Origin of the sequence: Sphingomonas adhaesiva, from assembly GCF_002374855.1 — a bacterium.
GTDB lineage: Bacteria > Pseudomonadota > Alphaproteobacteria > Sphingomonadales > Sphingomonadaceae > Sphingomonas > Sphingomonas adhaesiva.
In genome coordinates this window covers 66,881-79,441 of sequence record NZ_NWVC01000005.1, presented here as the reverse complement: position 1 = coordinate 79,441, position 12,561 = coordinate 66,881, and the positions used below count along the sequence as shown (strand labels likewise).

Annotated in this window: 11 protein-coding genes; 5 read left to right on the top strand and 6 right to left on the bottom strand. The window is 71.7% G+C overall.

The window, feature by feature from the left end:
- The first annotated feature begins 93 nt into the window (after window positions 1-93).
- Complete coding sequence (locus COA07_RS11595) at window positions 94-1,923, top strand: ABC transporter ATP-binding protein (RefSeq protein WP_245842132.1); 1,830 nt, start codon at window positions 94-96, stop codon at window positions 1,921-1,923.
- 9 nt (window positions 1,924-1,932) lie between these two features.
- On the opposite strand, the gene COA07_RS11590 is transcribed toward COA07_RS11595, so the two are convergent.
- The 5 genes from COA07_RS11590 to COA07_RS11570 form a co-directional block, all read right to left on the bottom strand.
- Window positions 1,933-3,702 carry a DUF885 domain-containing protein gene (locus COA07_RS11590; protein ID WP_245842131.1) on the bottom strand — a complete coding sequence of 590 codons (1,770 nt, stop codon included), beginning with the start codon at window positions 3,700-3,702 and terminating at the stop codon, window positions 1,933-1,935.
- 91 nt (window positions 3,703-3,793) lie between these two features.
- Window positions 3,794-4,069, bottom strand: coding sequence for a hypothetical protein (locus COA07_RS11585; RefSeq protein WP_066712235.1), 276 nt, complete (start codon window positions 4,067-4,069; stop codon window positions 3,794-3,796).
- A 5-nt stretch (window positions 4,070-4,074) separates the two neighbouring features.
- The gene (locus COA07_RS11580) at window positions 4,075-4,743 is read right to left on the bottom strand and encodes a hypothetical protein (protein ID WP_066712244.1); all 669 of its coding nucleotides are present in this window, start codon (window positions 4,741-4,743) and stop codon (window positions 4,075-4,077) included.
- Window positions 4,744-4,825: 82 nt separating this feature from the next.
- Window positions 4,826-5,131, bottom strand: coding sequence for a hypothetical protein (locus tag COA07_RS11575; protein ID WP_066489838.1), 306 nt, complete (start codon window positions 5,129-5,131; stop codon window positions 4,826-4,828).
- A gap of 118 nt (window positions 5,132-5,249) precedes the next feature.
- The gene (locus COA07_RS11570) at window positions 5,250-5,828 is read right to left on the bottom strand and encodes a hypothetical protein (RefSeq protein WP_066712238.1); all 579 of its coding nucleotides are present in this window, start codon (window positions 5,826-5,828) and stop codon (window positions 5,250-5,252) included.
- A gap of 114 nt (window positions 5,829-5,942) precedes the next feature.
- On the opposite strand from COA07_RS11570, the gene COA07_RS11565 reads away from it, so the two are divergent.
- Genes COA07_RS11565 through COA07_RS11550 form a run of 4 tightly spaced genes read left to right on the top strand, consistent with a single transcriptional unit; the run spans window position 5,943 to window position 12,104 of the window.
- Complete coding sequence (locus COA07_RS11565; protein WP_096641028.1) at window positions 5,943-9,524, top strand: hydantoinase B/oxoprolinase family protein; 3,582 nt, start codon at window positions 5,943-5,945, stop codon at window positions 9,522-9,524.
- Window positions 9,524-10,204, top strand: a complete 681-nt coding sequence (locus COA07_RS11560) for a DUF969 domain-containing protein (RefSeq protein WP_066713983.1) — start codon at window positions 9,524-9,526, stop codon at window positions 10,202-10,204. The genes COA07_RS11565 and COA07_RS11560 overlap by 1 nt, the downstream gene beginning before the upstream one ends.
- Entirely contained in the window at window positions 10,201-11,106 is a 906-nt protein-coding gene (locus tag COA07_RS11555) for a 5-oxoproline transporter, DUF979 family subunit (protein ID WP_096641100.1), read from the top strand. Before COA07_RS11560 ends, COA07_RS11555 begins: the two co-directional genes overlap by 4 nt.
- On the top strand, window positions 11,103-12,104 hold the full coding sequence (locus COA07_RS11550) for a DUF2891 domain-containing protein (RefSeq protein WP_096641026.1): 1,002 nt from the start codon (window positions 11,103-11,105) through the stop codon (window positions 12,102-12,104). The genes COA07_RS11555 and COA07_RS11550 overlap by 4 nt, the downstream gene beginning before the upstream one ends.
- Here COA07_RS11550 and msrB read toward each other — a convergent pair.
- Complete coding sequence (msrB, locus tag COA07_RS11545; RefSeq protein WP_066711785.1) at window positions 12,089-12,532, bottom strand: peptide-methionine (R)-S-oxide reductase MsrB; 444 nt, start codon at window positions 12,530-12,532, stop codon at window positions 12,089-12,091. The genes COA07_RS11550 and msrB overlap by 16 nt on opposite strands.
- Between the last annotated feature and the right edge of the window lie 29 nt (window positions 12,533-12,561).

The following is a 12,561-nucleotide window of genomic DNA, read 5'->3' as shown; positions in this document are numbered from 1 at the left end:
CAACGCCCTTGCTTTGCCCGCTGCTGCGATGCAGCGTCCCGCCGACCTTGCGGGAGCCTGGGCTTGCCTTTTCTCATCAGTCCCATCCGCTTCATGCTGCACTACGTGGCGGCGCGGCCGTGGATCTTCCTGTTGCTCGGCGTGCTGGTCGCCGGCGCGTCGGTCAGTTCGATCGGCGTGCAATATGCGATGAAGCTGCTGATCGACGCGATGACCGGGACCGACCGGCTGCGCAGTCACGTCTATGCGATGCTGGCGGTATTCCTGGGGTTCGTGCTGCTGGAAAGCCTGCTGCAACGCGCCGCCGCACTGACGCTGGGCCATGCGACGGTGGTGTCGGGGGTGGGCATCCGGCTGGACATGGTCGATTATCTGACCGGGCACCAGATGCCGTTCTTCCAGAACCAGCGCGCCGGATCGCTCGGGCACCGTATCTCGGGGCTGGCGGGCATCTTCGGCGCGATCGTCCACCGCCTGTTACAGGAAGTCACACCGCCGCTGATCGCCTTCGCCGGGGCGATCATCATCTTCCTGACCATCGACGTGCGCATGGCGCTGGTGCTCGGCGCGATCTTCATCGTCGTCACGGTCGCGCTGGTGCTGCTGGGCCTGCGCGGGCACGTCCATCACAAGGCGTTCGCCGAAACCGCCGGGACGGTCGGCGGCGAGCTGGTCGACCTGATCGGCAACATCTGGGTGGTGAAGGCGTTCGCGGCGCGCCAGCGCGAACTGTCGCGGCTGGAAAGCTTCCTGGACGACGAGGCGACCGCGCAGCGACGCGGCTGGTTCTTCGTCGAGCAGATCCGCGGGCTGCACGATCTGGTGCTGGCGGTGCTGGTCGGCGGCACGCTGATCTGGGCGATCGGGCGCTGGTCGACCGGCGCGATCTCGACCGGCGACGTCGTCGTCATCAGCACGATGACCTTCCGCATCCTCCACGGCTCGCGCGATCTGGCGATGGCGCTGATCGATACCAGCCAGCAGTTCAGCTACCTGCGTGAAACGCTGGACATCATCGGCGTGCCGCAGACGCTCAGCGATACGCCCGATGCCGCGCGGCTCAGCGTCGGCGAGGGGCGGGTCGAGCTGTCGCACGTCACCTTCGGCTACGATCCGCGCCACCCGATCCTCCACGATCTGTCGCTGGAGGTACCCGCCGGACAGAAGGTGGGCATCGTCGGCCCGTCCGGCGCGGGCAAGTCGTCGCTGCTGCAACTGATCCAGCGGTTCCACGATCCGCAGGTCGGCAGCGTGTCGATCGACGGGCAGCGGATCGACCGGGTGACGCAGGAATCGCTGCGCGACGCGCTGGCCGTGGTGCCGCAGGAGGTGCTGCTGTTCCACCGCTCGGTGATGGAGAACATCCGCTTCGCCAAGCCCGATGCCAGCGACGAGGACGTCCACCGTGCCGCCGAGGCTGCCGGCTGCGACGATTTCATCCGCCGCCTGCCGCACGGCTACGACAGCATCGTGGGCGAACGCGGCACCAACCTGTCGGGCGGACAGCGCCAGCGGATCGGCATCGCACGCGCCTTCCTGAAGAATGCGCGGATCGTATTGCTGGACGAGGCGACGTCCGCGCTCGATTCCGAATCCGAGCTTGAGGTACAGAACGGGCTGGAGGCGCTGATCGAGAACCGCACCGTCATCGCGGTCGCGCACCGCCTGTCGACGATCGCCCATTTCGACCGCGTCGTCGTGATCGATCAGGGCCGCGTGGTGGAGGACGGGCCGCCGCAACAGCTGCTGCGCAACCGCGGCGGGGCGTTCCGGCAGTTGTGGGTGATGCAGGTGGAGGGGCTGGATCGCGCCTCGAACATCTCGCTGGCCGGCGAACGCTTACGCAGCATGTCGGAACGCAGCCGCGAACAATTGCAGCGGATGGTGCGCCGCGCCTGGCCGGGGGCGACCGACCGGGCCTGATGCAGCCCGTCACCCACCGCGCGTGGCCGCGATGTAACGCCCGACATTCTGCGCCAGCACGTCCAGCGGCACGTTGCCGCCATCGACCACCGCCTGGTCGAAATCGCGCAGATCGTACCGCGCGCCCAGCGCCGCCTTGGCGCGGTCGCGCTGCGCGTTGATCTCGATCTGCCCCAATTTGTACCCGCACGCTTGCCCCGGCCAGGCGCAGTAGCGATCCACCTCGCTGCGCGCATTGCTGTCGGGCAGGCCGGTCGCCGCCACGAACGCCGCCAGCGCGCGCTCGCGCGACCATCCCATCGCATGGATGCCCGTGTCGGTCACCAGCCGCACCGCGCGCCACGACAGCCCCATCAGATACCCCAGCCGCCCGGCCGGATCGCCGTCGTACATCCCCAGCTCGTCGGCCAGCTGCTCGGCATAGAGCGCCCAGCCCTCCGAATAGGCGTTGAACGCCAGGATCGATCGGATCAGCGGCAGCTGCTGCGCATATTCGCCCTGCCACACATGGCCCGGGATGCCTTCGTGGAAGACCAGGTCGGGGATGGTGACGCGGTTGTGGATCGCGGGATCGCCCAGATTGACCCACACCCGCCCCGGGATCGACCCGTCGAGCGACCCGGGCCCGCCATAGGCGGCGGGCGCACCGGCTTCCTGCGCGGCGGGCATCCGCCGTATCTCCAGCCGCCCCGCCACCAGCCGCCGGAACGCGCGCGGCAGCCGTGGGCGGATCGCATCGATCTTCCCCTGCATATAGGCGACGATCTGCCGCCGCCCCTCGTCGTCATCGGGAAAGCCGATGCCGGGGCGGCGCTGCAACGCGATCGCGCGTTCGGCAACGCTCCCCTGTGTCAGTCCGAATCCCTTCAGGATGACGTCCATCTGCGCCTGCAGCGCCGCGACCTGCTCGACGCCGATGCGGTGGATCTCCTCCGGGCTGCGCCGCGTCGTCGTGCCCGCGCGCAAGCCCCAGGCGTACCACTCGGCGCCGTGCGGCCGCGCGCCCATCCCCGCCGCATCGGTCGCCACCGCCCGCTGCGCGCGGATTTCCGCCAGCTGCCGCTCCAGCGCGGGGACTACCGCCGTCCGCGCGATCCGTGCCGCGCGCACCGGGCCGTCGCCGCCCAGCGCCGCGCCCTTGCGCCGCAACGGGCCGACCAGCGGGCCGTCGTCCGCCGCCGCCTCGGCGATGGTGCGCGAGATGCCCTCGATCGTGCGATCCAGCAGGAACGACGGCGGCACCAGCCCCTGCCCGCGCGCGGCGCGGATGCGCACCGTCTCCCCGTCCAGCTGCGCGGCCATCCCCTCGACCCGCGCCAGATAGGCATCGACATCGGCGGCGTCGCGCACCGGCTGGTCGCCCTCCAGCAACTGCGGCACGTCCAGCCAGGCGCCGACATTCTGGATCACCGCATAGGGGGTGTTGCGCCAGTCGCCGATCGTCGCCACGCCATAGGGCAGCGCCATGCCGTCGCGCGCGGTGGACAGCGCGCTGTCGACCACCGCCAGGCTGGTCGCAGTGGCCGGATCCAGCCCCGCGCGCGGCACCTTCGCCAGCGCGGCGATCCCGTCGTCCACGAAGCGCCGCCGCTTCTCCATTCCCGCCGGGGAACGATCCTCCAGCCGCCCGCGCAGCGCCGCATGCGCCCCCGTGTCCACCCCCAGCCGCGTCGCATCGCCCGGTTGCAGGTCCAGCAACTGCCACGCCAGCCGGTCGAGCAGCGCGCTCGCCTCCCCCGCCGGGGCAGCCGCCGCCGCGCGCGCGGGCATGTGGGTCATCAGGGCGCCGGCCGCCAGACCGGTCAGGGTGTCGCGCCGCGAAGGCCGGAAGTGCGTCATCCTCCGCAGCTTAGCCGCGCCGCCGGGCCGGTCAAACCCGTGCCGGCGGGTCGCGATCCTCGGTCAGTTCGACCACCTCGAAGTCGTACCGCCACCATCCGCGCTGGCGCGCCGCATCGGCCGCCGCCTCGCGCTTGCCGCGCGCTTCCTTCAGCGATGCCTCATGGCCCCAGAACACCTCCGTCGCGCCGTTCTCCAGCACCGCGACGATCCGCCAGTAATGCGTGAACGGCGCCGTGGTCGGCCCGATCGTCTTCACATAGCCGTCGGGCAGCGTCGCGGTCAGGTAGCGTTTGCGCCGCGCCACCGCGCTCAATCGCCGCCGGGCTGCGGCGTCGCCAGCGCCTGCACGCGCAGCCGGGGGAACACCGCCTCCAGCGGCCTGGTGTCGGGCATGACATAGACATAGCCGCCCTTGCGCCGGAACGCGGGCGACAGCTTCGCGGTGTAGAAGGCGCGCGGCACGTTGATGCAGCCGAAGGTGATGCGATTGTCGTCGGGGGTCGGCGACAGCATCCGCTCGCGCCGCCGCTCCGATCGTGCGGCATCGGCGGGGATCGGGTGGATCGCGACCGAATTGGCGTAATCGACCCACAGGATCCGCTCGCGTCCCAGCGCCAGCCCGAACCGCGCCAGATAGCGGCCGGCGGGCGTGGTCTTTTCCGCCGGGCCGATCTGCGCCAGCGTCTTGGCGCCGACACCGGGCGTGGCATCGTCACCCGGCGCGATGCCGATCAGCACCGGCTCGGCCGCCAGCTGGCGTCCCTTGGCATCGAACAGGAAGATCGCCGCTGCCGGCTTGTCGACGATGGCATAGGGCAGGCCGTGACTGTCCTTCGCCGCCGCGATCCATTCGGCGACCCGTACGGCGCCTTCGGACGGCAGGATGGTGGGGGCGGGCGCGGGCGCGGGGCTGGCCTTCGCGGCCGGCCGCACTCTGGCCGCCGGCGTGCGGCGCGGGGCGGCGTCGGCCGCCCCCATGACGATGGCCGGGGCGAGCCATGCCGCCCCGGCCATCATCCCGCCGAGCATCGTGCGATGCCGGATCATCCGTTCGCCGCGATCAGTGGCGCGGACGCTTCGGACGCGATTCCTGCGCCTGCAACCGCTGCTCCACGCTGTCGACGCGGCCGTTCAGCTGGTCCAGCCGCTGCCCGTTGCCCTGCGACTGCTGCGATGCTGCCTGCGCCTCCGCCAGCGCGGACTTGGCGGTGGCGTCGGTCGCCTGAAGCCGCGTTTCGAGCGAATCGACCCGCTGGCTGACCGGCGCGATCTGTTCGCGGACATAGGATTTGGTGGCACAGCCGCCGAGGGCGACGGCCCCCGCCAGGACGGCGATCGGGGCAAGCTTGGACGCAGTACGATACATGACTGTTTTCCGTAATGGTTAACCAGTCGTAACAACCAAGCCGAGCCGCGGCGGGGCAACAATGCGGATTCTGACCGCCCGTGCATCTTCTCCGGTCAACCGTGCGGCGGCTAGCGGGTCAGCGTCGCGACTCGCGCCCCGCCGGCACCGCAAACGGATCGCGCGGAATCGCGCCGTCGCGCGGGCGTTCCGCCCCCCGCCCGCTGCCCAGCGCGGCGACGCAGCGACGCAACGCCGCTACCGCCGCGCCGCTGCCGTCCAGCGCCAACCGCTCCACCGGCACGTCGCCGCGCGCGATGTCCAGCGTGCGGGTCGCGGCGAACTGCGCAGGGAAATCCTTGCCGAACGTGGTCACGAAGCCCTGCTTGCCATCGGCGGCGATGCCGATCGCGGCATGGCGCGGATAGGCCGCCTTCGACAGCCGGAACGTCAGCTTCACCCGCTCTCGCGCGCGGATCGACCAGTTGGCGTTCAGCACCGACAACCGGTTGGTGCCGCCGCGATCCAGCCCCAGCAGCACCGTGGTGTCGCCGCTGCGGTCGAACGTGCGGGTGACGAAGCAGCCCGCGCCATCCTCGGCGGGGGCGACGGTCCACCCCGCCACCGTCGCTGGCGCCGCCAGGGCGCCCGCGCCGCTCCCCAGCGTCAGCCCCAGCATCAGCCCCGGGGCCAGCAGACGATAGCGCAACCTTGCCATGGACGATGCCTCCTTCGTCCCCGGCCCTTACCGCGCCATCGGCGGGCTGGCCACTGGCAGCGGGTCTGGCCCCGGGGTCTGGCGATGTCGGGCGATCGGTGACATGCAGCGCGGATGAGCTCATGGCATTTCTGGATCGACCGCGGCGGCACCTTCACCGATGTGGTGGCGCGCCGCCCCGATGGCAGCTGGGCCACGGCCAAGCTGCTGTCCGAAGACCCCGATCGCGCGCATGACGCGGCGGAGGCGGCGATCCGCCAGCTGACCGGCATCGCCGACGGGCCGCTGCCGCCCGCCGATATCCGCATCGGCACCACCATCGCCACCAACGCGCTGCTGGAACGGCGCGGCGAACCGGTGCTGCTGGCAATCACCCGCGGGTTCGGCGACGCACCCGTCATCGGCTATCAGGACCGACCCGACATCTTCGCGCGCGACATCCGCCGCGCCGCGCCGCTGTTCGCCGACGTGATCGAGATCGACGAGCGCGTCGCGGAGGACGGCGGCGTGCTGACCGCGCTCGATCGCGATGCCGCGGCGGCGGCGTTCGCGCGCGCTTATGCCGCCGGGCTGCGCGCGATCGCGATCGTGCTGATGCACGGCTGGCGCCACCCCGCGAACGAAGCGGCGCTGGCCGATCTGGCCGCCGCCGCCGGTTTCACGCAGATATCGGTCAGCCACCGCACCGCACCGCTGATCCGGCTGGTGGCGCGCGGCGACACCACGCTGGCCGACGCCTATCTGTCCCCGGTGCTGCGCCGCTACGTGCAAGGGCTGGAGGCGTCGCTGGGCAGCGCCTGCGCGAATCGCGGGCTGTTGTTCATGCAGTCCAGCGGCGGGCTGGTCGCCGGCAACGCCTTCGGCGGCAAGGACGCGCTGCTGTCCGGCCCGGCGGGCGGGATCGTCGGCATGGCGCGCACCGCCGCCGCTGCCGGGTTCGACCGGGTGATCGGGTTCGACATGGGCGGCACCTCCACCGACGTGTCGCTCTATGCCGGCCAGTACGATCGCCGTTCCGACGCGGTGCTGGCGGGCGTGCGCGTGGCGGTGCCGATGATGCGGATCGATACCGTCGCGGCGGGCGGCGGGTCGATCTGCCGTTTCGACGGCGGTCGGCTGCTGGTCGGCCCGGCCTCGGCGGGGGCGGATCCCGGCCCGGCCTGCTACCGGCGCGGCGGGCCGCTGACGGTCACCGACTGCAACCTGATCCTGGGGAAGATCCAGCCCGCGCATTTCCCCGCGCTGTTCGGCCCCGACCGCAACCTGCCGCCCGACCGCGCCGCCTCTGAAGCCGCGCTCGACGCGCTGCTGGACGAGGTGGCGGCCGCCACCGGCGAGCGGATGACCCGCACCGCCGCGGCGGAGGGGCTGGTGGCGATCGCGGTCGCCAACATGGCGCGTGCGATCCGCGCGGTATCGGTGGCGCGCGGCGAGGATCCGGCCGGCTATGCGCTGGCCTGTTTCGGCGGCGCGGGCGGGCAGCACGCCTGTCTGGTCGCCGACGCGCTGGGAATGACGCAGGTGCTGGTCCATCCGCTCGCGGGCGTACTGTCCGCGGTCGGCATCGGGCTGGCCGACCGCAGCATCGTGCGCGAGGCGACGGTGGCGCTGCCGCTCGGCGATGTCGCGCTGGCCCCGTCACTGTCGGCGCTGCGCGATGCCGCGGTCGCCGCGCTGGCGGCGCAGGACGTGGCGGCCGATGCGGTCGACGTCGCGGTCCAGGCGCAACTGCGCTACGCCCGCAACGACCAGAGCATCGAGGTGCCGTGGGGCAGCGCCGATGCGATGCGCGATGCCTTCGCCGCCGCGCATCGCCGGCGGTTCGGCTTCGTCGCGGACGACGCGCTGGTGGTCGAACGACTGCGCGTGGAAGCCAGCGCGCGCGACGACGATCGCCAGTTGCCCGCCCCGGCGCTGCCCGCGGCCAGCGCGGCGCCACTCGATCATGTCGCCATGTACCTCGCGGGGGAGGACCGGCGCGTCCCCGTCCATGCGCGCGATGCGCTGGCGGCGGGGGCGATGCTGGACGGCCCGGCGCTGGTGATCGACCCGGTATCGACGGTGGTGGTCGAACCGGGCTGGCGCGCGCGCGTGCTGGCGGACGGCACGTTGCTGCTGGAACGCGCCGCCGCCGCGCGCGAGGGCGCCGCCGACGACGCGGTCGATCCGGTGCGGCTGGAAATCTTCTCCGGCCTGTTCATGGGTATCGCGGAGGAAATGGGCGCCGCGCTCCAGCGCAGCGCCGCTTCGGTCAACATCCGCGAAAGGCTCGATTTTTCCTGCGCGCTGTTCGACGCGCACGGCGGGCTGGTCGCCAATGCGCCGCACATTCCGGTGCACCTGGGGTCGATGGGCGAAAGCATTCGCACCGTCATCGCCGCGCGCGCCGGCACGATGCGCGATGGCGAGGTCTATGCCCTCAACGATCCCTATCGCGGCGGCACGCATCTGCCCGACATCACCGTCATCATGCCGGTGTTCGCGGGCGGCGACGCGCCCGCCTGGTTCGTCGCCGCGCGCGGCCACCATGCCGATGTCGGCGGCACCACCCCCGGATCGATGCCCCCCGACAGCCGCACGCTGGCGGACGAGGGCGTGGTGTTCGACGATGTGCTGATCGTCGCCGACGGCGGCTTGCGCGAACGCGCGATCCGCGACCTGCTGGCCGGCGGCGCGCATCCGGCGCGCAACATCGACCAGAATATCGCCGATCTGGCGGCGCAGGTCGCGGCCTGCGCCCGCGGCGCGGCGGGGCTCCGCGATCTGGCGGCGCGGCAGGGCGCGGGCGTCGTCACCCGCTACATGGCGCATGTCCAGTCGCATGCCGAGGCGATGGCGCGGCGGATGATCGCCACGCTGTCGGACGGGCGGTTCCGCTATGAGCTGGACGATGGCGCCGCGGTGGAGGTCGCCGTCCGCGTCGACCGCGCGGACGGCAGCGCGACGATCGACTTCACCGGCACCAGCGACCAGCGCCCGACCAATTTCAACGCGCCGCTGGCGGTGACGCGCGCGGCGGTCCTCTACGTCCTGCGGCTGCTGGTCGACGAAGCGGTGCCGCTGAACGAAGGGTTCCTGCGCCCGGTGACGATCGTCGTGCCCGACGGGTCGATGCTCAACCCGCGCTACCCCGCCGCGGTCGTCGCCGGCAATGTCGAGGTTAGCCAGGTCGTCACCGACGCCTTGCTCGGCGCGCTAGGCGCGATGGCGGGCAGCCAGGGGACGATGAACAACCTGACGTTCGGCGACGACAGCTATCAATATTACGAAACGATCGCCGGCGGGGCGGGCGCCGGCCCCGGCCATGCGGGGGCCGATGCGATCCAGACGCACATGACCAACAGCCGCCTGACCGACCCGGAAGTGCTGGAAACGCGCTATCCGGTGCTGGTCGAACGCTTCGCGATCCGGCGCGGATCGGGGGGCGCGGGGCAATGGCGCGGCGGCGACGGGACGGTGCGGCAGCTGCGCTTTCTGGCGCCGCTGCGCGCCGGCATCCTCAGCAACCGCCGCCGCGTCGCGCCGTTCGGGCTGGCAGGCGGCGGCGACGGGCAGGCGGGCGCCAACCGCATCGAGCGCGCCGATGGCGGCGTCGAGCCGCTGGCCGCCACCGCCACCGCGCAGATGGCGGCCGGCGACGTCATCGTCATCGAAACCCCCGGCGGCGGCGGGTACGGCGCGGCGGACCAGCGCTGATGCTGGTGCTGGCCGGCATCGCCGTCATCGCGGGCGGGTTCCTGCTGCGATTCCACCCGCTGCTGGTGATCGTCGCCTCCGCCGCGGTCACCGGCTGGGCGGCGGGGCTGGACCCGCTGCGCATCCTGGCCACCTTCGGCCATGCGTTCAACGAAACCCGCTACGTCACCGCCATCTACATGGTGCTGCCGGTCATCGGGCTGCTGGAACGGCGCGGGCTTCAGGAACGCGCGCGCGGGCTGGTCGCTGGCCTTCACGGCGCCACCGCCGGGCGGCTGCTGGCGGGGTATCTGCTGTTCCGGCAAGTGACCGCGGCGCTCGGCCTCACCTCGGTCGCCGGACCGGCGCAGACCGTCCGCCCGCTGGTCGCCCCGATGGCGCAGGCCGCGGCGGAGCGGCAGGGGGCGACCGGCGACGCCGCGGCGGAAGAGGTGAAGGCGATGGCCGCCGCCACCGACAATATCGGGCTGTTCTTCGGAGAGGATATCTTCATCGCGATCGGCTCGATCCTGCTGATGAAGGGCGTGCTCGATGGCTATGGCATCGTGCTGGAGCCGTTCCAGCTGTCGATCTGGGCGATCCCCACCGCGATCGCCGCCTTCGCCATCCACGGCGCGCGGCTGCTGTGGCTCGACCGGCGGCTGGCCCGGCACACGCAACCGCCGGGGCCGGCGGCATGATCGGGCTGAATCTGGTCTATGGCATGGCCGGCGCGGTGTTCGCGATCTTCGCGGTGCTGGCGCTGTGTGAGAGGCGGGTGGCGAACGCGGCCTTCTACGCGCTGATCGCCGCCTCCTTCCTGATCGGGGACCGGCTGGGCGATGTCGCCAACGGCGTGCTGGTGCTCGCGCTGGTGGCGATCGCCGCCTCCGGCCGGATGCGCCGCGCAGACGCCGCGCCCGTCGCGGCGGCGCGCCACGGCGCCCGCGTGTTCGTCCCCGCGCTGGTGATCCCCGCCGCCGCGCTGGCGGGCACGTTGCTGTTCAAGCAGCTGCCGGGGCTGATCGACCCCAAACAGGCGACATTGGTGGCGGTGACGTGCGGCACGCTGATCGCGCTGGCGCTGTGCTTCGCCCTGCTGGGCGCGCGCCCGGCCGAACCGTTCGTCGCCGGGCGGCGACTGGCCGACGATATCGGCTGGGTGGCGGTGATGCCGCAGATGCTGGCCAGCCTGGGCGCGGTGTTCGCGCTGGCCGGGGTCGGCACGGTAGTCGGCGACCTGATCGGCGCGGTCGTGCCCGCGGGCAACGTGCCGGGCGCGGTGCTGGCCTATGCGCTGGGGATGGCCGCGTTCACGATCGTGATGGGCAATGCCTTCGCCGCCTTTCCGGTGATGGCCGCGGCGGTCGGCGTGCCGTTGCTGATCCGCGGCGCGGGCGGCGATCCGGCGGTGGTCGCGGCGGTGGGGATGCTGGCGGGTTTCTGCGGCACGCTGATGACGCCGATGGCGGCGAACTTCAACCTGATGCCCGCCGCGCTGCTCGACCTGAAGGACCGCTATGGCGTGATCCGCGCGCAGCTGCCCACCGCGATCCCGCTGCTCGCGTTCAACGCCGCGCTCCTCTATGCGATGGTCGCATGACGACGCTCGATCGCGCGATGGCGCAGCGGTTCGCGACGCTGACGCTGGGGCATGTCGGCCGCGAATATCCCAACGTGCTGCTGCATGTCCTGAACGGGCCGCAGGATGCGCAGCCACCGTCGGTGCTCCACCCGGTGTTCTACGGCAGCCTCGACTGGCACAGCTGCGTCCACGGCTGGTGGCAGCTGCTGCGCCTCGCGCGCCGCTTCCCCGACATGGACGCCGCGCCCGCGATCCGCGCCCGCGCCGACGCGGTACTGACGGCTGAGGGGATCGCGGGCGAGATCGCCTATTTCGAACGCCCCGGCGCGGCGGGGTTCGAACGCCCCTATGGCTGGGCATGGGCGCTGGCGCTGCATGACGAGGCGAGCCGCCACGACGCCCCCTGGGCCGCCGCGCTGGAGCCGCTGGCGCGGCTGATCGCGGCGCGGTTCTGCGCGTTCCTGCCGCGGCTGACCTATCCGTTGCGGGTCGGCACGCATTTCAACACCGGCTTCGCGCTGACGCTGGCGTGGGACTGGGCAAGACGCCACGATCCGGTGCTGCGCGTGGCCATCGCCGATGCCGTCACCGGCTGGTTCGCGAACGACCGCGATTGCCAGGCATGGGAACCGGGCGGCGACGAATTCCTGTCACCCGCGCTGTGCGAGGCGCTGGTGATGAGCCGCGTGCTCGACGCCGCCGCCTTTCGCGACTGGTTCGATGCCTTCCTGCCGCGCGTCGCCGCGGGGGAACCGGCGACGCTGTTCACCCCAGCGATCGTCTCGGACCGATCGGACGGGAAGATCGCGCACCTCGACGGGCTGAACCTCAGCCGCGCGTGGTGCTGGCGCACGATCGCCGCCGCGCTCGGCCCGGCGCATCCGGTCGCGGCGCGCGCCGCCGCGACGGCCGCCGACCATCTCGCCGCCAGCCTGCCGCATCTCGGCGACGACTATATGGGCGAACACTGGCTGGCGACCTTCGCGCTGCTCGCGCTCGATCAGCCCTCTACCTGATCCAGATAGACGCCATAGCCAGCGGCCTCCATCTCCTCCTTGGGGACGAAGCGCAGCGCGGCGGAATTGATGCAATAGCGCAGGCCGCCGCGGTCGCGCGGCCCGTCCTCGAATACATGACCCAGATGGCTGTCGCCATGCGCGGATCGCACCTCGGTGCGCACCATGCCGTGGCTGCGGTCGGACAGTTCGTTGACGTTGGCCGGCTCGATCGGCTTGGTGAAGCTCGGCCAGCCGCAATGCGATTCATATTTGTCGGCGGATGCGAACAGGGGTTCGCCCGACACCACGTCGACATAGATACCGACGGCATGGTTGTGGAGATACTCGCCGGTGCCGGGCCGCTCGGTCCCGCTTTGCTGCGTAACGTAAAATTGCTCAGGGGTCAGCCGCGCCAGCGCCTCGTCGGTCTTGCGATAGTCGGTCATCATCGTCTCCGGGATCATGCGTCGGGGGC

Bases quoted from the DNA above. Each gene is read 5' to 3' on its own strand.
- COA07_RS11590 (WP_245842131.1), bottom strand. From the start codon at position 3,702: ATGACCCACATGCCCGCGCGCGCGGCGGCGGCTGCCCCGGCGGGGGAG.
- COA07_RS11575 (WP_066489838.1), bottom strand. From the start codon at position 5,131: ATGTATCGTACTGCGTCCAAGCTTGCCCCGATCGCCGTCCTGGCGGGG.
- COA07_RS11565 (WP_096641028.1), top strand. From the start codon at position 5,943: ATGAGCTCATGGCATTTCTGGATCGACCGCGGCGGCACCTTCACCGAT.
- msrB (WP_066711785.1), bottom strand. From the start codon at position 12,532: ATGACCGACTATCGCAAGACCGACGAGGCGCTGGCGCGGCTGACCCCT.
- COA07_RS11595 (WP_245842132.1), top strand. From the start codon at position 94: ATGCTGCACTACGTGGCGGCGCGGCCGTGGATCTTCCTGTTGCTCGGC.
- COA07_RS11550 (WP_096641026.1), top strand. From the start codon at position 11,103: ATGACGACGCTCGATCGCGCGATGGCGCAGCGGTTCGCGACGCTGACG.
- COA07_RS11580 (WP_066712244.1), bottom strand. From the start codon at position 4,743: ATGGGGGCGGCCGACGCCGCCCCGCGCCGCACGCCGGCGGCCAGAGTG.
- COA07_RS11570 (WP_066712238.1), bottom strand. From the start codon at position 5,828: ATGGCAAGGTTGCGCTATCGTCTGCTGGCCCCGGGGCTGATGCTGGGG.
- COA07_RS11560 (WP_066713983.1), top strand. From the start codon at position 9,524: ATGCTGGTGCTGGCCGGCATCGCCGTCATCGCGGGCGGGTTCCTGCTG.
- COA07_RS11555 (WP_096641100.1), top strand. From the start codon at position 10,201: ATGATCGGGCTGAATCTGGTCTATGGCATGGCCGGCGCGGTGTTCGCG.